Here is a 19,915-nt window from a genome sequence, read left to right on the forward strand (position 1 = left end):
AGTATCGGTCATGTCATCGGTCCTTTTCAGAGGCGGGACACCAGGTCACACCTCGGTTCGAGACCGGACCCTTACACAACTAATGAAACACCCTCCTGCGCGTCTGCCTTCCTCTTGTCAACCTAGGGCACCGCGGGGATCCGCGCAGGAAAATCGTCGTCGTGCTCTCATTTCGATAGGTGCATTGGAGTCGAGAGCCACCCGTCCGATTAGCTCGAACTCTGCCTGGAATGCACTGCATTTCCCATCCCACCCACCATCACTCCCCCACCAACCCCGCGAACGCACTCATCTCCGCGAGCGCCTGAGGTGTCGACGGCAGATGATCCAGGAGATCCGGTGAGTAGACGAGGTACGCATTCCACTTCGCGCGTGAGATCGCGACGTTGAGCCGATTCTTCATGAGGAGAAAGCTGATGCCCCGCGGCACCTCGGCCGCGGACGAGGCCGCGAGCGTCAGGATCGACACAACCGCCTGCTGACCCTGGAACTTGTCCACCGTGCCCACGCGGACATCTCTCAGCCCGGCTGAGTCGAGCGCAGCCCGGACCGTTCCCACCTGCGCGTTGTACGGCGTGACGACGATGACATCACTCTCGTCCAGCTTCCTGACGTCGCCTCCGCCATCGTCCCACCGCGCACCTAGCGTGTCGCGCACGACGTCCACGACTACCTCGGCCTCTTCGACGGAGCTCGTCGCGTTCCCGGCGTGACGCACCTCGATCGGTTCCAGACCGGGCCTCACCTCGGCGAGCCGGCGCGCGCGAGTGCTGGGGTGCGAGTCGAGCCGCCCGTCGTAGGACAACCGAGACACCGGCCCACACACCGCCGCATCCATCCGCCGGCTCTCCCCGAGGAAGTACCCGAACTCCGCCGGCAACACGTCGTGTCCGGCGCTGAGGAACCCCAGGGCCGAGGTGTCGACCGGCTCCGGGTGCGATCCCTGGCTCACCTGCGGCAACTGCTGCGGGTCGCCGAACAGCATGAGGTTCCGCGCGGCCCGGCTCACTGCGATCGTGTTCGCCAGCGAGTACTGCCCAGCTTCGTCGATGACGAGGAGGTCGAGCTGCCCGCTGTCAATCGCGGTCGTACTCGAGAAGAACCAGGCGGTGCCGCCGACCACGTATCCGCGACCGGCGCGCTCGGCGGCGAACTCGTCCTTCCACTTCCCCGTGGTCGTAACGCTGACATCCGGGTGCACCGGATCCCGGTCGTCACTCTGCGCCTTCGACACCGCCCCGACCTCGAGGAGGCCGTTCTCCACGATCTCGGTGAGCACGTTGTCGACGACGGCATGCGACTGCGCGACCACGCCGACCTTCCACCCGCGCTCGGCGACGAGGCGGGCAATAGCGCGCGCCGCGAGGTAGGTCTTCCCCGTGCCCGGCGGCCCCTGGACGGCGAGGTAGCTCCCGTCCAGCCGGACCGCAGAGTCCACGACCGCGCCCACGGTGTCGTCTCCTGAAACCTGTGCGAGTCCGCCGCTGCGCAGCCGGGAGGGACGCCGCGCCAGGACATCGGCGGCTGCTCCCATCGGCCAATCCGGCGCGTTCTCGCGGGCATCCGCGACCCAGTCGAGGATCGACTGTCGAAGGCTGTCGGTCCGCGGCGGGGCACCCGGTGCCAGAGCGATCGGCAGGTGATCGTATGTCTCCGGGAACGTCGTCGTCGTCCTCTCGGTAACCATGAGGAGAGTGCCCCCGGTGTCGAGCTCAATCTCCTCGATGTCAGTGGCCTCGACAGCATCACGCGAACCCGTCTCGTGCTCGCGCGGCGGCCTGGGGCCCGGGTGCTCGTAGAGCAGGAACCCCGAGCCCGGCACCCCGGAGCTCCCATCGGTCCACGCACCGTGAAGGGCGAGCCGCCGGCTGTGCATCCTCGCGCGACCCCGTTTCTCCCAATCGTCGACGACCTCGGCGTGGCCGATGTGGAAGACGTTGCGGTGCTCCGCCCACTCGTCGCGCGCCTGCTCGAGCCGGGCGAAGTGCTCCCACCAGAAGCCCTTCTCCTCCCTCTCGTGATACCGCAGAGCAGCGCGGGCCATGCCCCACGCGCGCTCGGTGTCGGTGCGGCCCGGGGAGAACGGGTCTCCGGCCAGGGCCTCGAGCTCGTCCTCGAGACTGCTCCGCAGCTCGTCCTCGGCCTCGCGCTTCTCCCGCCGCGCTCGGGCGGAGTCCGTCTCCGGCTTCGGCGCGGGCACCTCGGCCTCGGGCGGGTGCTCCCCGGGCACTGAGCCGTCCGCAGCCGGATGCTCCAGCGCGAGCGCTCGCAGCCAGTCGCGCAGCTTGAGCGTCGAGATGCAGTCGTAGGCGTTGTACTGCTCGATGTCGGCGAGCCGCTCCTGCGCCTCCTCCGTCCGGCCGGCGTCCCGGAGCTGTACCGCGCGGGCGTACTGGTCGATGCTCTCGTCTCCGCCTGACACACCCTCCCGCTCCTTCTCGCCGGCCATGTGGAGCGCCTCGAGCTTCTTGATCGAGTACGAGGGCAGCCCGAGCGCCAGGGACTTGCTCACCGTGGCGTACAGGTCGACGAGGACGCCCTGCCGCAGCAGCTCGTCCACCCGGTCCTCGCCCACGCCGTGGCGCTGGGCGATCGACAGCAGGTGGGTGCGCTCGTACGGCGCGTAGTGGTAGATGTGCATGTCCGGGTGCTCGGCGCGCTTCTGCTCGACGAGGCCGAGGAAGTCGAGCAGCGCTTGGCGCTCCTCGTCCATGCTGTGCGCCCAGAGCGCGGTGAACCGCCCGGCGGAGTCGACCATGCCGAACAGGTAGTCGAGGCCCCACGTCACGCCGTCCGGGGTCCACAGCGGGTCGCCCTCGAAGTCGAAGAACAGGTCACCCGGGCTGGGCTCCGGGAGCAGATGGAGTGCAGTCGGATCGCCCACCTCGAATACGGGGACGTCCCGGCCCTTGCTCGCGATCTGCAGCCGCGCCTGCCGCGCGAGCTTCGTCATCGTGCGTTGGGGTACGCCGCCGTTGGGGTCTCCCGGCTGCCACGCGGCGACGTCGTCGATCGTCTGCAAGCCTGCCTGGCGAAGCCGCTGCCGTTGGACGGTGGACAGGGCGTAGACGAGCCACATGTCCCGGTGCGACTCGATCTCCGCCTCGCAGTCCGGGCAGGAGCCGCACTGCGTGTACCGGGGATCGTTCCACCGGACCGGCCGCGGTTCCGCCTGGTGCCCGGTGATCATGGCGACGAGGCGGGCCCGACGGAGTCGGTACATCGGCGCGATGTCGGACAGGCGGTGGGTGCTCATCGCACCGTCACCGAGGATGAGGTCGACCTCGTCGTCTACGGCCACCCCAAGCTCGGTGAGGCGCTGGGCGTAGGCCGCGACCTGCAGCAGCGCCGTGACCTTGGCGCTCCGTGCGAGCTTGGTGTCCTGCACCCGCCAGCCGCCGTCCGGGCGCCTCACGAGGAAGTCGGTGAAGCCGGCGAACGGCAGCCCGTCGTCGCCGGCGAGCGCGGCCTGGACGACGACATCGGCCCCTGATTCGAGCGCCGCGAGCGTGGCCCGTTCCGCCTCCTCGATCCCGCTGGAATCCCGCAGATTCGGCCGGTCGAGGGTGACGACAGTGAGCCCCTGTGCCCGGAGGTCTTCGACGATCCGCGCCTCGTGCCCAGCTCCGAGCTCCGCGGTGCGCTCGAGCATGGGGTCCGCCTCACGAGCCAGCGGCGCGATCCTGCCGAGCTTCTCGTCGAGCCGGCGGAGGAAGCCGAACTCGCAGGCCGATGCGGCGGTGAGATCGCTCGGGCTCGTCACCACACGATCGTGGAAGTCGATGTACATGAGGCCTCTTTCGGGATCGGTTGGATCTCCGTTCCATCCTGCCAGCAGGTGCGGACACGGGTGGGAGCAGTTCGCGCAGCAGTCCGGTCAGTGGCTCATCGCGCGAATGCAGCGCGAAGCCGAGAAGACAGCCCCTGTGAAGCGCTTCACCTCTCAAGACCGGACTCGTGCATCCGTCATCGGCGAGATCGCTGACGCTCCGTGACGGAGCCGATGCTCCTGAAGATGGCGGCTCCAAGTGGGGTACCGGCCCACCGAACTCAGTCAGGCTGGTCAGGGAATCTGGCTGTGTCCGGCGGATAGAAGTCGAAGTGGCGCGGATCAAGATCGTCGGCGGACGGATTCCAGTTGTACAAGGTGAGAGATCCGCTATCCGGGTCAACAGTCTGGCGGTCCAGCAGTTCGATTCCAGAAACGATTCCCATGACACAACGCCCTGGATGTTCAAACGCGAATTTGACCTCACCACGCGTGACAATCACCTTCTCGCCTGCAGTCACGGTGCCTTTCGATTCGAGATAAAGGACCTCATTGCCCCGGGTGGCACGTGCATCGAACGAGTTTCCGATACGCATGTCTTCGACGTCCCAGCCTCGGGCCACGAAGTGGTCCATCAACCGATCCTGAGCGAGGTTCTCGATCTGTTTACGCAGAGCAACATCGGTCTGCTGTCCCTGTCTCTTCACCACCGTGGCCTCAACAGGTTGTCGACGTCTGGGGGTGCGCACTGCTCTGACGTGCTCGTCCCACAGCGAGTCGAGCGAGTCCGCAACTTCGAAGCTGATCGTCATTCCACTGGACTGCGGAGTCCAATAAATGTGTGGAAACTCGGTCTTCAACAAGTCGATAGGAAGCGCATCATCGGGGTGGAGGAAGGTATCCCACCGAATATCCGCATAGTTTGCAGAACCCTCTGATCCGTCCCAGTGATCACATGGATACACGTCACTGGTGACCCAGCCACTGGCGAAGATCCCCCGATTCTTGACTCCGAGTCGCATCAAGTAGGCCCGGTCGCCGGGTTTGATCTTCTTGGTGGTTCCACCCGTCGACCAGTTCTCCTCAATCACCCGGCCTTCGGCCGTCGCCTTGATCCAATCATCGAGCACCTCGGGATAGATCTCGCTCTTCGCGGGGTTATGGGTGAAGAGAATTGCCTGGTACTGGCTCCCATTACCAAACTCGGCAGTCATGCTCCGATGCTAGCGGCGCGATTCCCCTCGAACCAGGGGTCGTTTCTTCTACCGCCCCACCACATCCAGCGCCGCCCGCTGGATCGAGCTGGCGTCGATCCCGTGCAGCGCGTACGCCTCGGACACGGACGACGCCTGGCCGAAGCTGCTCACGCCCAGGTTCACCGTCCGGTCCCCGCGCACCCCGGCGAGGAACGCCAGCGTGTGCGGGTGGCCGTCGATGACCGTCACCAGAGGCGCCGGGCAGTCGGCGGGGAAGAGCGCCTCGGCGATGGCCGACCGCTCCCCTGCCGCCACCCGGTGCCGGTCCTGCAGCGAGCGGAACACGAGGTCCGGGCTCGTCAGACACACCACGCCTGCGGTGATGCCGCGGGCGGCGAGCGCCCGTGCTGCGGTGACGACCTCGGTCATCATCGCCCCCACTCCCACGAGCACGACCTCGTCCTCGTAGGCCGGGTGCGCGCTGATCCGGTACCCGCCGGCCACCGCGTGCTCGCGCCGGCGCGCCAGCAGCACCGGGTCCTCCGGCAGCGCCGCGATCGACTGGTCCACCGGCCGGGTCGAGAGCCGGAAGTACGCCGAGTGCCCGCCGGGCATGCCGATCGACTTCATCGCCTCGAGCATCGTCCACTCGAGGTCCTGCGCGAACGCCGGCTCCCACGCCACGAGTTCCGGGATCTCCATCGTCACCGACGGTGTGTTGAACGACTGGTGCGCTCCGCCCTCCGGAGCGAGCGTCACCCCCGAGGGTGTGCCGACCATGATCGGCTGCCCGCCGGCGTACATCCCGAACGTCCACGGCTCGAGCGCCCGGTTGATGAACGGGTCGTAGATCGTCGCGATCGGGATGAGCGGCTGCCCCCACCGGCTGTAGGTCGCGCCGAGCTCCCCGGCGAGGCTGACCAGGTTGACCTCCGCGATGCCGAGCTCGATGTGCTGGCCGCCGGACACCTCCTGCCACTTGAGCACCCGCTCGCGGTCGTCGCTGAACCAGTCATGCCGGCCGGTGAGCGACCACACGCCGGTCTTGTTGATCCAGCCGCCCAGGTTCGTCGACGTCGCGACGTCCGGGCTCAGCGTCACCACGCGCTCGGCGACCTCCGGCACGGCCCGCTTGAGGTCGGACAGGAACCGGCCGAGCGTCGCCTGCGTGCTGGTGACCTGCTTGTGGCCCCACTCGAGCTCGTCCGGGATCGCGCCCACGGTCTCCTCGGCGATGGGCTCGCGGTGCAGGCGCTCGGCGGTCGCCGCGCACAGCTCTCCGGCCGGGGTGTCCGCGTCGAACCGCTGCCAGGGGGATTCGAGCGCGGTCCCGGAGATCTCCGCGAGCTCGCGCATCTGCGACTCGGTGAGCTGGCGGCGTGGTTGTTCGGGTGCCCCTCGGTCGCCAGGCCGCGGCCCTTGATCGTGTAGGCGAAGATCACCGTCGGCCGGGTGTCGTCGATCTGCGCGAAGGTGCCGAGCAGCTGGGAGATGTCGTGCCCGCCCAGGTCGCGGACCACCTCGGCGAGCTCCCGAGGCGTGAGCGACTCCACGAGTGCCCGCAGGCCGGACTCTTCGGCGTCCTCGACCCCGGCGAGCACGCGCTCGGCGACCTCGTCCGGGTGCGAACGCAGGATCCGCTGGTACTCCTCGTTGGGCATGTCGGTCATGCGCTGCTCGAACGCCTGCCCGCCGGAGCCTGCGAACAGACCCTGGATCCGCGCGCCCCACTTGCAGGTGAGCACCTGCCAGTCCGCGGCGGCGAACATCCCCTGCAGGCGCGCGATCTGCACGTCGGGGATGATCCGGTCGAGCGACTGCCGGTTGAGGTCGACGATCCACACCGCCTCCCCGAGCTGACGCACCTCGGGATCGATGATCGCCTCCCACACCGCGCCCTCGTCCATCTCCGCGTCGCCGAGCAGCGAGTAGAAGCGGCCGGCCTCCGGCGCCTGCGGGAAGTGCTCCTTGACGTAGCGGTGGCTCAGCGCAGCCCACAGCGGCGCGGTTGCCCCGATGCCCACCGAGCCGGTGGAGAAGTCGACGGTATCGGGATCCTTGGCGCGCGAGGGGTACGGCTGCAGCCCGCCCTCCGACCGCAGCGTGGTGAGGTACTTCTCGTCGAGGTCGCCGAGCAGGTAGTTGATCGCGTGGAGCACCGGCGAGGCGTGCGGCTTCACCGACACCCGGTCCGCGGCGGTGAGCTCGGAGAACCACAGCGCGGTCATGATGCCCACCATCGAGGCGCTCGAGGACTGGTGCCCGCCGACCTTGACCCCGTCCGGGTTCTCCCGCCCGCGGTTGGCCGCGTCGATCATCGCGGTCGCGATCCACAGCACGCGCTGGGCGATCTCGTCGAGCACCGCCTCGTCCGCCGAGGCGGTCGCGGACAGGGGCCGCGAGTTCACGCTCGGCGGGTCGAGCTGGGTGCTCGTCTCGAACTGGTGGCGGTCCTCCGGCTGGGCGTCCGGGGTGCGGGTGTCCTGGGACCGGGCGTCCGGGGTCCGGCTGTCGGGGGCGGCTGCATCCTGAGGGGCGGTGGGGTTCGAGCTCATGATTCTCCTGTCGAGCAGGTCGGCGTGCGCGGGCGGTACAGGTCGGCGGGCGGTGCAGGATGGGGCAACAGTGCGGGGCGGGGCGGGCGGCGGTGCAGCCGTCCGATTCCACAGTCTTTCTGGTGCGGGCGGCGGGTTCCATGGCCACTCCAGTGCGGTCCGGGATGCTCCGTGGTCGATCCAGTGCGGAATCGGCAGGCGAACCGCACTGGATCGACCACGGAACCGGAGCCCGCTGGACCACCACGGAACCGGAAGCCGCCGTCCGGTCCGGGCCGGCGGTGCCCGCGGCCCCGGTGCCCGGGGAGATCAGTCGAAGATCGACGAGTACGCATTGAGGGCGAGCTGTCCGCCCAGGTGCGCGTAGAGGACGTTGGAGTCCTTGCCGATCTCGCCGGACTTCACCAGGTCGATGAGGCCGGCCATGGACTTGCCTTCGTACACCGGGTCGGTGATGAAGCCCTCGAGGCTCGCGGCGGTGCGGATGGCGTTGACCGTCGACTCGACGGGGATGCCGTAGTAGTCGCCGGCCCACCCCTCGAGGATGGTGATCTCGTCGTTGCGCAGCTCGCGGCCGAGCTCGATGAGCTCCGCGGTGTTCGCAGCGATCCGACCCACCTGGTCGCGGGTCTTGTCGATCGTGGCGGAGGCGTCGATGCCGATGACCTTCCGCTTGCGGCCGCCGGCGTCCTCGAGCGCGGCGAATCCGGCGATCATGCCGGCGTGCGTCGAGCCGGTGACGGTGCACACGACGATGGTGTCGAAGAAGACGCCGAGCTCCTTCTCCTGCTCGGCCACCTCATAGGCCCAGTTGGCGAAGCCCAGGCCGCCGAGCTTGTGCTCGGACGCGCCTGCCGGGATCGGGTACGGGGTGCCGCCGTTGGCACGCACGTCCTCCATCGCCTCCTCCCAGCTCGAGCGGATGCCGATGTCGAAGCCGGCGGAGTCGAGGCGCACGTCGGCACCCATGATCCGCGACAGCTCGATGTTGCCGACCTTGTCGTTGACCGGGTCGTCCCAGTCGACCCACCTCTCCTGCACGAGGCGCGCCTTGAGGCCCAGGTGGGCGGCGACGGCGGCGACCTGGCGGGTGTGGTTGGACTGGTAGCCGCCGATCGACACGATGGTGTCCGCGCCGGAGGCGAGCACGTCGGGCACGATGTACTCGAGCTTGCGGGTCTTGTTGCCGCCGAACGCCAGACCGGAGTTCACGTCCTCGCGCTTGGCCCAGATGCGCGCACCGCCGAGGTGCTTGGTGAGGTTGTCGAGCGGGTGGACGGGGCTGGCCCCGAAGGTCAGGGGATAGCGTTCGAAGTCGGAGAGTGCCACGGGAGCTCCTACGGGTCGGTGGCGTGATGGTCATCACGTGGTATGCAATATATTGCACTTCGCGAGGTAGGATGTCAACAGTCACCCCGCCCACCAGGAGGTCTTCCATGCCGGTCCCCGCCGCTCGGGGCGTCCACCGTCGCACCCTCCTGCGCGACGACGTCTACTCCTCTCTGCGCGACGCGATCGTCAGCGGCCGGCTCGCCCCCGGCGAGAAGCTCCGCGACGCCGAGCTCAGCGAGTGGCTGGGTGTGTCCCGCACCCCCATCCGCGAGGCGCTGCTCCGGCTCGAGCGCTCCGGACTCGTCATCGCCGAACCCGGCCGGCTGACCATGGTCTCCCCCGTCACCGACGAGGCCGTCGCCCACGCCCAGCAGATCGCCGCCGAGCTCCACGCGCTCGCCGTCCGCCTGGCCGTCCCCCTCATGACCGAGCACCACATCAACACCATGGCCGAGGCGAACGCCGCTCTCGACTCAGCCCTCACCTCGGCAGACGCCGAGGCGGCCGTGCGGGCCGACGATGCGTTCCACGCCGTCGCCGTCGAGCTGTGCGGGAACCCGCTCATCGCCGAGCACCTCGAACCCGTGACCGCGATGCTGCGCCGGGCGGAGTACCTGCGGTTCGGGGACGTAGGCGCGATCGACTCCGCAGCCGACCACGCCGCGATCATCGACGCCTGCGCTGACGGTGACGCCGAGCGCGCCGCCGAGCTCACGCGCCGCAACTGGTCGACGCTGGCGATCCGAGGCGAGGGCGCGTCAGCGGATCAGCCCGCCTGAGCCGAGGACCGGAACCCCTCCTGGGCCGGGGTCAGCGCTCGCGAGCCGGAGGTCAGCGTGCGTCCGCCGGGGGCATGTCGTAGGTGATCCAGTCGGTGCGCGCGGCGACCTGGTCGTAGAGACCGCGGGCGCGATAGTTGTCGTCGCGGGTGATCCAGCGGGTCAGCGTCCAGCCGCGGTCCGCCGCGATCCGGGCGAGATCGGCGAGCAGCAGGCGCGCAGCACCCGAGCCCCGGTGCTCCGGGTCGACGAACAGGTCATCGAGGTACATGCCGGTCGACGCTGACAGCGGGCGGGCGAACGGCCGGAAATGGGCGAGCCCGGCGAGCGTCCCGTCGGACGCCTCGGCGACGAGGCCCTGCGAGGTGTGGGCGTCGTCGAGCAGCCATGACAGCACGGTGTCGCGCATCTCCGCGGTCTGCTCGACCCGGTAGAACTCGGCGTAGCCCGTGTAGAGGCGGTGCCACTGGGCGGCATCGTCCCGGGTGACGGGGCGGATGGTGATGTCGGTGCCGGCCATGGGTCCTCCTCGGTCCTGCGGGTCCGTTGGAGCGACCGTAGCACCGGCCTGCGTCCGAGCGCTGCCGAAGAGGTGCTCGGCGACGGACCCGGCGCTCGTCCGCAGACATGCCGGGCGGCCAGGTGCTCGGCGGCGGTAGCGGCGTTCGGCGACAGCCTCCGGCTCAGCCGATCGCGGCGAGCTTGTCCTGCACCTGGGCGCGCGAGGGGTTGGTGAGCGTGGTGCCGTCGGAGAACAGCAGGGTCGGGACGGTCTGGTTGCCGCCGTTGGCCTGCTCGACGACGGCCGCGCCGTTGTCGATGGTCTCGATGTTGACCTCGGTGACGGGGATTTCCGCCTGGTCGAGCTGCGGGCGCAGGCGCTTGCAGTAGCCGCACCAGCTCGTGGTGAACATGGTGACGGACCCGGTCTCGGGCAGGAACTCCTCGACGCTGACGCTCATCGTGCCTCCTCGGCAGTCGTGCACGGTCTCCGGCCTCCGGTCGGCCGGGCCGTGCGGGTGATGGTGCTCGCCACCCACAACCGCGCACCCCCACGCGCTATTCCCGGGCCCGAGGCGGCACGCACCTCGACACCACCGGCTCCCGACTCCACCGCCTCTCGACACCACCGGCTTTCGACACCGAGCGCCGATACAGGTGTTTCTGCGAAAGACAACTGGATCTCAGCTGTACTCGCCAGTACGCCGAAGATCCGGTTGCCGATTCCGAAAAGACCCGCAATCGCACGGTGCGGGCCCCGCTTCGCCAGCAATGGGCCGGGGCGGCGCGCACCTCGACACCACCGGCTCTCGACACCGTGCGTCGGCGGCGGCACAATCGGGGCATGAGCGACGCAGCGAAGACCGGCGCGAAGAAGTCCGGCACCTCGAAGTCCGGTGCCAGATCCTCCGGCACAGCGAAGTCGAGCACGCGAACACCCGACGCGGGCGCCTCGGCCTCGGGCCCCGCGACGGGCCCCACCGACGTCGACCCGCGCGCATACATCGATTCCCTCGAGACCCCTCGGCGGCGGGTGCACGGGCACCTGCTGCTCGACATCTACTCCGAGGTCACCGGGGAGCCGCCGGTGATGTGGGGGCCGACGATGATCGGCTACGGGACCTACGACTACACGTACGCGTCCGGCTGGTCGGGCACGTACTTCCGCTCCGGCTTCGCCCCGCGCAAGGCCGCGCTCTCCCTCTACGGGCTGCCGCAGGAAGACGACGCGCCCGAGCTCTGGGCCCGGTTCGGCAAGCACCGGCGCGGTGCCTCCTGCGTCTACGTCAACAAGCCCGAGGACATCGACCTCGCGGTGCTGCGCGAGCTCATCCGGATCGGCTGGGATTCCGACACGCCGTGCTGCTGACAGATTCAGCATTGCGTATCGCGACTCCCATGGTCACAGCTCAGGACGCGCGAGCACCTCGGAGAACGCGACGTTGAGGAAGAGACGCTCTCTCCCGATCTTGTGGTCCACCAGCGTGCCGTTCTCGACAAGAGCATTGAGCCAGCCGGTCGCTGTCGGGCGGGAGACCTCGCACCGTGCGACGACATCACTGATCCGGCAGTAGACGTTCTCGAACAGGACATCGAGCAGATCGGCGTTGGGACCGGCGGTCGTGACATCGCGGATGCTCTGCATGACCGATCCCTGCGTCTCCTCGATCCCGTCGATCTTCCGCAGTGTTGATCGTGCCGTTTCGCGGAGGCCTCTCAGCATGAAGAGGATCCATTCCTCCCACGCGCCTTCCGTCGTGACCTGCAACAGGAGACGGTAGTAATCATCTTTGTGCTCGATGATGTACCGCGAGAGATAGAGCACGGGGACTTCGAGAAGCCCGGCATGCACGAGGTGGAGCACGTTGAGGATCCTTCCCGTTCGTCCATTGCCGTCGCCGAACGGGTGGATAGCTTCGAATTGGTAGTGCCCGATGGCCATGGCGATGAGCGGATCCAGTTCATCCGATGCATGGATGAAGCGCTCCCAGTTCGACAGCAGATCGCGGATCGTCTGCTCGCCCGTCGGCGGCGTATACACGGCCGTACGCGTACGCTGATCCGCGATCATCGTTCCAGCCGTGCGCCGGATGGCCATCTCGCGGTCATGGATGATCGTGCAGATCTGCACGGCAGTGTTCGTGGACAGCGGCCTGCTCCTGATGCTCTCCAAGCCGGCGAACAAGGCGGTCCGATAGCGCAGCGTCTCCTTGGTCTCCGGGCTGGCCGATTCCGCTTCGCGCTGGACGTTGCGGAACAGATCGTCGCTCGTCGTCACGATGTTCTCGATCTCGGAGCTCGCCTGGGCTTCGAGAATCGACAGCGAGTTGATGAGGATCGACGGATTGGGGATCCTCTGCACGGCTTGGTCCAACGATGCCAACGACGCCCGTGCCTCGATCGTCTCCTTGAGGATCTCCCTGGACTCGACATCTGCGGTCGGAGGAAGCGGCGGCAGATCGTTGTACGGCTTCTGAGGATCCCAGTGCATATGCAAACAATAGTTGCAGATCGCCAGAACGTGTAAAAAAATCACCTGATTCTTTACACGTTCCGCCGATCTGTCATCGGTTTTGACACGTCACATACGGGCACCGACACCGTCGCACTGACCAATCGATCGCCGTCACCAACGGTCGGACCCCCACCCGGGAGTCACTTCAGGGCCCACGTCAGCCGTTCGAGAACAAAGGGCCACGCGATGCGTTCCTGCTCGAGGCGCAGCCCGCCCATCCGATTCACGCCACCAGGTCCGCTGCTGTCAACGCCCTCAGCATCATCCGAGCCGGCAGAGCACGCACGGAGGGATCGGTAGACGTCACGCTCGTCCTCGGTGAGGGTCTGCAGATGCTCGGGTTCGACATCGAGGGGACGCGGTTCGTGCACGACCAGATGCCGAAAGGTATCGAGCGTCCCGCAATCCATGAGCACCGACTCCGCATGACCGACATGCGCGCGGAATCGGTTGAGGATCCCGAAGCCGTGGGAATCGATGTCTCCCCAGTAGTAGACCCGGCATGAGCTCAGCCATGGGAGATCGGCCACCAGGGATGCAGCGTACCCACCCCCGTAGATCGCGATCACCCATCCCATTGACCCGTCGGTCGGCAATGCGATGAAGCTCTCGAGGTTCTCCACCACGAGCACACGCCGATCCTCCGCGCCGAGCCCCGGCAAGGAGAGAGCAGCGGCCTGCGACCACGGGATCTCGAGATCGTCGAGTCCGACGATCCGCAGCTCCGGGTGCAGCAGGCGCAGGCGCACCCGCGACTCCATCGCCGCCAGCCCCAGATCGTCGGCTCCCGTAACCGCTGTGACGAGTCCGGTCACCACGCGCCGATGACGGCCCAACCACTTCGTATCGACCCCGGCGATCGGCAGCTGCCGGATGTACATCCCCGACTCCGGGTGAGCTGTCAGCCATTCGAGGACTCCGAGCAGCCTCATGAAATCGCTCTCCTCAAGTGTGACGAGGTCGCCGAGGAGTGCTCGCACCAGTTGCCGGTCCTCCGTGCTCGGATCCGCCGTCGCCCGCACCGTGCTCAACCAGTCGAGCACACCCGCCGCACGGCTCTGCAGCCGCCGGAACTGTGCGCGACCGCCGACGAACTCCACCACCGCACCGGCGGAACCGAGCCGCAACCTGGTAGGCAGCTGCTGAGTTCCGAGGCCCGCCCACCGGCGCACGGTGAACTCCACCTCCGGTACGTCGGGCGGTGACGGTGCTGAGCGGCGGCCCCCTCCAGCGATATGGTTCCAATCCGCGATCCACGCGGATACCTCGGGCAGATCGGCGAGGGCGGCCGCCTCGGTGGGAGGACGCAGGCCGACCGTGATCGGGGAGAACTCGAGGCCGACTGCCCACGCGCGCTGATGCGCGGTGACAGCGCGCCGAACGCGCGCCCGCGCCTCGGCAACGGTGAGAGGCGTTGTCGGCGCCGACGACTCCCGCGTGCTCATGCGTCGTCCCAGGTCGTCCGGCTCAGCTGGGAATCGCGGCGATCACTGTTCCGCACCAGGGTGATGCCGCCCACATAGTCCTCGAGAGTCTGCAGGAGCTTCTTCGGAGTCACGAGGATCATGTGGAACCCGAAAGCGACGAAGATGTCCATCGCCATCCGCGCGAAGTCCTGGTCCGCCCGATCGAAGGCCTCGTCGAGGAACACGGTGCCGAACCGAGGGACGTCCTCGGCTCCGTCGGTGAGCTGATACCGCAGCGCGGCGGCGAGGCAGAACACGACGAGCTTCTGCCGCTGTCCTCCGGACAGTCCGGCGGCCGACTCGTACACGCTCACCACCTCGCCTTCCGCGTCCTGATCGACCCCGACGAAGCTCACGTGCCTGCGGGTGTCCAGGCACGCGCGCCTCCAGCGGAGGTCGGCGGGCTCCGACGACTGCAGCCGGGTGATGATCTCTTCCATCACGGCGAACTTCCTCTCCGCCTCAGCCGGTTCGATGTCCGACAGTCCGCCGGAGGTGACGGTCTGCAGTTTCTGCATGAGTTCCCGGACATCGGCGTTGAATCGGGTCTTGACCCGGATCTGGAGGTATCGGCCCACATCGAACTGGGATCGCAGGAGCGAGGTGTTCACCGGATCGACCCGTGCACGAATCTCTTGTGCGGCGTTGCGGAGCATGGTGTTGAGCTTGCCCATGTTCTGCGTCGACTGCTTGCGCAGCATCTGGGCGAACCGATCCTCGAATTCCGGCAGACCGTCGGACTTCAGCCGTGATCGCAGCTCACGGTAGCCCCCGCGATCGTCCACCGAGCCGGTGAGGTCGGCGCTCACGCCCGGCCACGTCCTCCTGAACTCACCGGCTGCGGCCGTGAACCCGGCCTCCGCCTCGGTGCGCGCCCGGTCAGCGGTCTTCTCCTCCCGCTGGAGTTCGATGGAGAGGTTCTTCGAGAGCCGCACCAGATCGAAGTACTCGACGTGCCGCTTGGCCGCTCGAATGCGCCTGCGAATGACGTCTCGCTGCCCGGATGCCACCACCGGCGCCGGGACTTCGCCCGTAGACGTGTCTTCGGCGACGACCTGTCCCTCCACGGTCCTTCTCAGGTCGGCACGCGCGTCGTCCAAGGCCCGGGTGACGGCTTTGAGCTCCTGCCCGATCCGAGCGTGCTCGCGGTCGGCGTCCCGGCACCGCACCCGAGCTGCGGTCAGGGACTTCTCGGCCGCGTCGAGATCACGCCGGGCAGCCGCCAGCCCGGCGCTCGCCGCAGTGAGAGTCTCGATCCGGTGCTCCGCCGCGGAGATCGCTGCGGCCGCTGCGGTGATATCGAGGTCTACCCAATCGGTGTCGGCGAGATCGACGATGAGTCGTCGGCGCTCCTGAGCCTGCGAGTGTCGGCGCATGGCCTGTTCGAGCTCCTTGTCCGCGTTCGCGATCTGTCGGTCGATGTGCTCGAGCTGTTCGAGGAGACGAACGATCTTGTCCTCGGCGCTGAAACCCATCACCCAGGTGCTCGGGTCATCGACCCGCCAACGGTCGTCCTTCTCGAATCGGCCGGGCCCGCGTTTGACCTGACCGGCGCGGGTGAGACCGCGATCCACGCCGGTCAGCTCCGCAGTGCTGCCCACACACGAATAGTCGTATCGACGGGCGAGCTCGGTCCGCAGCCAGGCGGCCTTGGGCGACCAGTCCTTGAGGTCGACCCGATAGACGAGTGAGCGGTCGTCGGCGAGCGACCGCGGGGCGGGCACCTCGGCGGGAACGGACTCGACGACCACCCGGGTGCCGAAATGGTGCTCATCGAGGGCGCGCGTGACCTCGGACAGATGCCGGTCCTCGACGAGGATCGTGCGTGACAGGGGACGCAGCACCCGTTCGATGGCCCCGGTCCATTCGGTGTGCTCGGGGCGGACCTCCATGAGTTCCCCGGCGAACGGCAGTGCGGACTCGTTGAGGCCGGTGGAGCGAGCGATCAGTGTCCGCGCGGCGAGCAGTCGGCGGTCGAGATTGGACTGCTGCCTGCGGGCGGCGTCCCGGTCCGCTTCGAGGCCGGACCGCGTCTGCCGCAGATCCCGAAGCCGGTCATGGGCGACGAGCTTGGCGTTGTCGAGACGATCGAGCAGGTCCGTATCTACGGTTTCCTTCTGCCCGGTCCGCTGCAGTTCAGCGAACTCCTCCCACGAATCCGGCAGTGATTCGATGCCCACCGTGCGGATCCGGGCAGCCAGGCGCTCTCGGGTGCGCGTGATCCGCTCGTGCTCCCGCCGCGCATGAGTGAGCAGTGTCTGCTGGCTTTCGAGCTCGGCGCCACCGGATTCGAGCAGTCGGCTGCGCGCGGCATCCCGATCCCGCTCCGCTTCGGCGAGCGCAGTCGACGCCTGTCTCTGCTCGCCCTCGGCCCGTGCGTTCGACGCCTGAGCCCGGTCGAGCTCCTTCTCCGCGAGCTCGATGATCCATTCGTTCGTCACCGGGTCGAGCGCCTCGACGAGTGCTCGGGCCCGAGCACTGTCACCACTCGCCGTCTCCCATCGGTCGAGGAGTTCAGCGATCGTGTCGAGGACGTCCAACTGGCGGCGGGCCTCGACCACACTGCGTTGCGCCAGCGACAGTTCCGAGAACTGTTCGACCGCCATATCCGCAGTGGCGAAGGTCTTCGGTTCGTCGAGCATGTACTCACGGAACAGAGCATCGAGGCTGCCGAGGTTCTTCGCCGCCATCGTCCGGTGGAGCAGCAGGATCGCCGAATCCGACACGATGCCGAGGAAGCGCTGGAACCGCTGCTGGAAGACGGAGTGCTTCTCCGTGATCGTCGCCTGCGGATATTCCTTCTTCAGGCCGCGGAGGTCGACGGCCTCGGAGACGAATGCCCCGAGATTCGCGAGATCGAGATCCTCCCGCGCGAGCACACAGATCTCTTTGACGTCGCCGGATGACATCTGTCCGCGGTTGAGCTTGAACAGCTTGACGAGCACCACCGGATCCTGCCCGTCAGCCGTGTCGAAGCGCAGGCGCACTCCCGACCAGCAGGCTCCCGCGCGAAGGAAGTCACTGCGCACCTCGTCGGCGTCCTCGGCATCGGTCGATCGCCATGCACCGCGGACGTAGCTCACCAGGCTCCGATCACTTGCACGGACCGATTGGTCCTGTGCTGCGGCGTTGTACCGCACCTTCGAGCGCGGAGTGAGTACCGTGGTCACCGCATCGAGCAGCGAGGACTTGCCGGTCCCGGAATCCCCGGTGATCACCAGACCGGTCCTCGGCACGTCGATGACGTGATGACCGTTGAAGGTCCCCCAGTTGACCACATCGATCCGCGACAGGCGCCATTGCCCGGAGACATCGGGTGAGGCGGCTGCGGCAGGCAGCGTGCCGGATCGGAGGAACGGTGCATCGACCGTCCCGGAGGCCGCAGTCTGCTCGGTCGACACCAGGTCCTCACCGGCGGAAGTCTCGACGTCGAACAGAGTCGCCGGCGATTCAGCGGGTCGGTTCATTCGTCGTCCTCCATCGCGTCCATGACTTCATCCCGGTCTTCCCGTGCGTGAGCGGCGTTCGTCCCGACCTCGGCGAGCCGCCGCTCGTACTCCTCACGCACCGCACGGATCTCGTCCGGTCCGAAGATCAACCGCAGGACCGGCGAGATCTCGAACCGGTCCTCCGTCGCGGTGTCGGCGAGCAGACCGTACTTGTGCATCTTGGTCCACGAGGCGTTGAAGCGCTTCGCGAAGCCCACCTCGTCGAGTCCGTATGCGCTGCCGTACACCCGGAGTGCATCGCGCGACTCGTCGACACCGACGATCACGCGCTCGGACCGGTCCGCTCTAAGCAGCTCGTGCCGCAGATGGAGCAGCAGAGCGGTATCGAGGAAGGTCAGGGTGTGCGTACGGACCACGGCCGGGACCTGCTCGTCGGGTACCTCCGCATTGCGCACGAACGCGAGGCGCGAATCGGTATCCACGACGAGCTCGAGGAACATGTCGGACAACCGGGCTCGCAACGCTGCCTCGTCCCCGAGCACGGATCGCCACAGCTGCGGGTGACTGCGACCGGAGACGTACGGGCCTTTGATCAAGGCCACGAGCGCCCGCCGCGTATCGAGAGCGAGCACTCCTGTATCGGTCGCCCAGAGCGGCCGTCGGGACTCGCCCTTCTCCGCACCGAGCCCGGCCGTCGTCGATTCCTTCGCGTGGGCACCTGTTCCATCGTTCATGCGCCACCCCTCCTCTGCTGCGCCCGTCGGCGCCGACGCCCGCCGGGAACGTCCTCGGTGAAGCGGAATCGGTCGAGCTGGGCTCGCCGTGAACGCCCTGTCATCGACGACCAGGTGACCGACTCACCTCCGGCTTCCCGGATCCCGTGCCCGACTCCGAGATCGAGGAGCCCGACGACGCTCGCCACACCCTGGGTGGCCGGGTGGCGGCGGAGCACCTCGGCGATGGTGACGCCATCCGTCCGAGGCGCCCCTTCGCCTGCCTCACGGTTCCGGCCGTCGAGCTCCCCGCAGCGCGCGGCCTCCAAGGTCTCGTTGATGTTCTCGACGAGTTCGCCGATATCGATCTCGGTCAGCCGGGCCATCTCCCGCAGCGCCTCGATGTCGACCGTGCCTGTCGCCCGCATCTCCACGGGCTCGATCACCCGGGCGTCGGCGGGGTTGTGGAGCCGAAAGCTCGTCACCGAATCGATCCTGACCGAGGTACGACCCAATTCGACATCGAGCTGCCTGTAAGGAGGTATCTCAACCGCGAGACGGAGAGCGAGCGCGCGGGCGGCGTGGATCTCAGTGTTCACTGCCCGGTCCTCGCGGAACTCCTCGGACTGGACGAACCGTCGCAGGGACCGGGTCAGACCTGTCATCACATCGCCGACCTCTGCGGAACGGTCCTGGAGCATCGGCGTCAGACGACGAAGGAACCTGGTGTCGGCCCGATCGAGCGCACGGACGAAAGCGCGGTCGAGGAGCGCAGCGATGTTCGCTTCGAACTCGGACCCGGACTCGTGTTCGAGAATGAGTGCGTAGAACCCATCGAAGCTCCGTCCGGCCTCGGAATCCGCGAGGTGATCGACTCCGCGGAACACGTCGTCAAGGACGCGCGATCGCGCGCCGGTGTTCTCGATGAGCTGGGCCCTCAGCCCGCGGTTGATCTCCTCGAGCGCGGAGCGCACGCGGGCGAAGTCGCTCGGCAGCTCTTCGGCGAGCGCGATCAGGTCCTCAACCGCTTCCCGCGCCCGCTCAGGATCGAGTCCGGTGTCCTCACCTGCGCGGACGGCGGCGACGCGGGCGTCCAACCGATCGCGTTCGGCGTGGAGCGCGGTGAGCCGCGTCTCGACATCAGGGTCGGTGTCGCGGACGAGGACACGCAGCCGCTCCTGAATGTTCGACAGCCGCGACTGCGTCACGGTGGTGCGGTTGGAGTCGAGTCGTTCGATGAACTGGAGCGCTGTCAGCCCTGAGGGCGAGAGTTCGAAGGTCTCGTCCCTCGTGGACTCCGCGCTGCGGCGGATGAGGATGCCGTTCTTCCGCCATTCGGCGCAGTAGTGCTGAGCCGTGCCCGGAATCTCGTGCCCGTGCGATCGCAGGAGTTCGAGGTCCGCATCGATCCGCTCGAAGAGCGCGGAGGCGGGCAGTCGCCGATCCGGGCCGGCGAGATGCACTCGCAGCACTGCAGCGGCGAACCACACGTTGTCGCCGCGCAGGAATGCCCAGGCGGCGTCGTCCTCGAGCAGCCGCCGGTGCGCCAGAGCCTGGGTCAGCACATCCATTCCCTCAGCCTATGGGGTGGCACGGACACCGACGCCACCGCGGCTGCCCTCACACCCCCACAACGCCCG

At 67.7% G+C, this 19,915-nt stretch carries 12 protein-coding genes and 1 pseudogene; 2 read left to right on the forward strand and 11 right to left on the reverse strand.

From position 1 onward, the window contains the following. Positions 1–259: 259 nt before the first annotated feature. The 4 genes and pseudogenes from AB0I45_RS04630 to AB0I45_RS04645 all read right to left on the reverse strand — a co-directional run bounded on the left by AB0I45_RS04630 (position 260) and on the right by AB0I45_RS04645 (position 8,849). Positions 260–3,790 carry a TM0106 family RecB-like putative nuclease gene (locus AB0I45_RS04630; protein WP_345028986.1) on the reverse strand — a complete coding sequence of 1,177 codons (3,531 nt, stop codon included), beginning with the start codon at positions 3,788–3,790 and terminating at the stop codon, positions 260–262. A 260-nt stretch (positions 3,791–4,050) separates the two neighbouring features. Then, complete coding sequence (locus tag AB0I45_RS04635) at positions 4,051–4,983, reverse strand: hypothetical protein (RefSeq protein ID WP_345028987.1); 933 nt, start codon at positions 4,981–4,983, stop codon at positions 4,051–4,053. A 48-nt stretch (positions 4,984–5,031) separates the two neighbouring features. Further along, positions 5,032–7,520, reverse strand: a pseudogene (locus AB0I45_RS04640) (pyruvate dehydrogenase). Between the two features lie 309 nt (positions 7,521–7,829). Continuing rightward, positions 7,830–8,849: a 1-aminocyclopropane-1-carboxylate deaminase gene (locus AB0I45_RS04645; protein ID WP_360317129.1), complete on the reverse strand. Its 1,020-nt coding sequence runs from the start codon at positions 8,847–8,849 to the stop codon at positions 7,830–7,832. A gap of 107 nt (positions 8,850–8,956) precedes the next feature. On the opposite strand from AB0I45_RS04645, the gene AB0I45_RS04650 reads away from it, so the two are divergent. After that, the gene (locus AB0I45_RS04650) at positions 8,957–9,631 is read left to right on the forward strand and encodes a GntR family transcriptional regulator (protein ID WP_360317132.1); all 675 of its coding nucleotides are present in this window, start codon (positions 8,957–8,959) and stop codon (positions 9,629–9,631) included. A gap of 52 nt (positions 9,632–9,683) precedes the next feature. Here AB0I45_RS04650 and AB0I45_RS04655 read toward each other — a convergent pair whose 3' ends face one another. Together AB0I45_RS04655 and AB0I45_RS04660 are read right to left on the reverse strand one after the other, a co-directional pair. Continuing rightward, positions 9,684–10,151 (reverse strand): GNAT family N-acetyltransferase, encoded by a 468-nt coding sequence (locus tag AB0I45_RS04655; RefSeq protein WP_360317135.1) that lies wholly within the window; start codon positions 10,149–10,151, stop codon positions 9,684–9,686. Positions 10,152–10,314: 163 nt separating this feature from the next. Next, the gene (locus AB0I45_RS04660; protein ID WP_137318450.1) at positions 10,315–10,593 is read right to left on the reverse strand and encodes a glutaredoxin domain-containing protein; all 279 of its coding nucleotides are present in this window, start codon (positions 10,591–10,593) and stop codon (positions 10,315–10,317) included. Between the two features lie 383 nt (positions 10,594–10,976). Here AB0I45_RS04660 and AB0I45_RS04665 point away from each other — a divergent pair, with 383 nt between their 5' ends. After that, positions 10,977–11,501, forward strand: coding sequence for a DUF1801 domain-containing protein (locus tag AB0I45_RS04665; RefSeq protein WP_345028995.1), 525 nt, complete (start codon positions 10,977–10,979; stop codon positions 11,499–11,501). Positions 11,502–11,534: 33 nt separating this feature from the next. On the opposite strand, the gene AB0I45_RS04670 is transcribed toward AB0I45_RS04665, so the two are convergent. From AB0I45_RS04670 to AB0I45_RS04690, 5 genes are all read right to left on the reverse strand, one after another. Next, a complete protein-coding gene (locus tag AB0I45_RS04670; protein ID WP_345028997.1) occupies positions 11,535–12,623 on the reverse strand; it encodes a Fic family protein in 1,089 nt (362 codons plus the stop codon). 164 nt (positions 12,624–12,787) lie between these two features. Beyond that, complete coding sequence (locus AB0I45_RS04675; protein WP_345028998.1) at positions 12,788–14,092, reverse strand: Wadjet anti-phage system protein JetD domain-containing protein; 1,305 nt, start codon at positions 14,090–14,092, stop codon at positions 12,788–12,790. After that, entirely contained in the window at positions 14,089–17,580 is a 3,492-nt protein-coding gene (locus AB0I45_RS04680) for an SbcC/MukB-like Walker B domain-containing protein (protein ID WP_345029000.1), read from the reverse strand. Before AB0I45_RS04680 ends, AB0I45_RS04675 begins: the two co-directional genes overlap by 4 nt. Next, entirely contained in the window at positions 17,577–18,296 is a 720-nt protein-coding gene (locus AB0I45_RS04685) for a DUF4194 domain-containing protein (RefSeq protein WP_345029001.1), read from the reverse strand. The genes AB0I45_RS04680 and AB0I45_RS04685 overlap by 4 nt, the downstream gene beginning before the upstream one ends. Beyond that, positions 18,293–19,846 (reverse strand): DUF3375 domain-containing protein, encoded by a 1,554-nt coding sequence (locus AB0I45_RS04690; RefSeq protein ID WP_345029003.1) that lies wholly within the window; start codon positions 19,844–19,846, stop codon positions 18,293–18,295. The genes AB0I45_RS04685 and AB0I45_RS04690 overlap by 4 nt, the downstream gene beginning before the upstream one ends. Between the last annotated feature and the right edge of the window lie 69 nt (positions 19,847–19,915).

The organism is Brevibacterium sp. NPDC049920 (genome assembly GCF_040656435.1).
In the GTDB taxonomy this organism is placed as follows: Bacteria; Actinomycetota; Actinomycetes; order Actinomycetales; family Brevibacteriaceae; genus Brevibacterium; species Brevibacterium pityocampae.

Coding starts and splice junctions, on each gene's coding strand:
- AB0I45_RS04630 (WP_345028986.1), bottom strand. CDS start 3,790: ATGTACATCGACTTCCACGATCGTGTGGTGACGAGCCCGAGCGATCTC.
- AB0I45_RS04635 (WP_345028987.1), bottom strand. CDS start 4,983: ATGACTGCCGAGTTTGGTAATGGGAGCCAGTACCAGGCAATTCTCTTC.
- AB0I45_RS04650 (WP_360317132.1), top strand. CDS start 8,957: ATGCCGGTCCCCGCCGCTCGGGGCGTCCACCGTCGCACCCTCCTGCGC.
- AB0I45_RS04655 (WP_360317135.1), bottom strand. CDS start 10,151: ATGGCCGGCACCGACATCACCATCCGCCCCGTCACCCGGGACGATGCC.
- AB0I45_RS04660 (WP_137318450.1), bottom strand. CDS start 10,593: ATGAGCGTCAGCGTCGAGGAGTTCCTGCCCGAGACCGGGTCCGTCACC.
- AB0I45_RS04665 (WP_345028995.1), top strand. CDS start 10,977: ATGAGCGACGCAGCGAAGACCGGCGCGAAGAAGTCCGGCACCTCGAAG.
- AB0I45_RS04670 (WP_345028997.1), bottom strand. CDS start 12,623: ATGCACTGGGATCCTCAGAAGCCGTACAACGATCTGCCGCCGCTTCCT.
- AB0I45_RS04675 (WP_345028998.1), bottom strand. CDS start 14,092: ATGAGCACGCGGGAGTCGTCGGCGCCGACAACGCCTCTCACCGTTGCC.
- AB0I45_RS04680 (WP_345029000.1), bottom strand. CDS start 17,580: ATGAACCGACCCGCTGAATCGCCGGCGACTCTGTTCGACGTCGAGACT.
- AB0I45_RS04685 (WP_345029001.1), bottom strand. CDS start 18,296: ATGAACGATGGAACAGGTGCCCACGCGAAGGAATCGACGACGGCCGGG.
- AB0I45_RS04690 (WP_345029003.1), bottom strand. CDS start 19,846: ATGGATGTGCTGACCCAGGCTCTGGCGCACCGGCGGCTGCTCGAGGAC.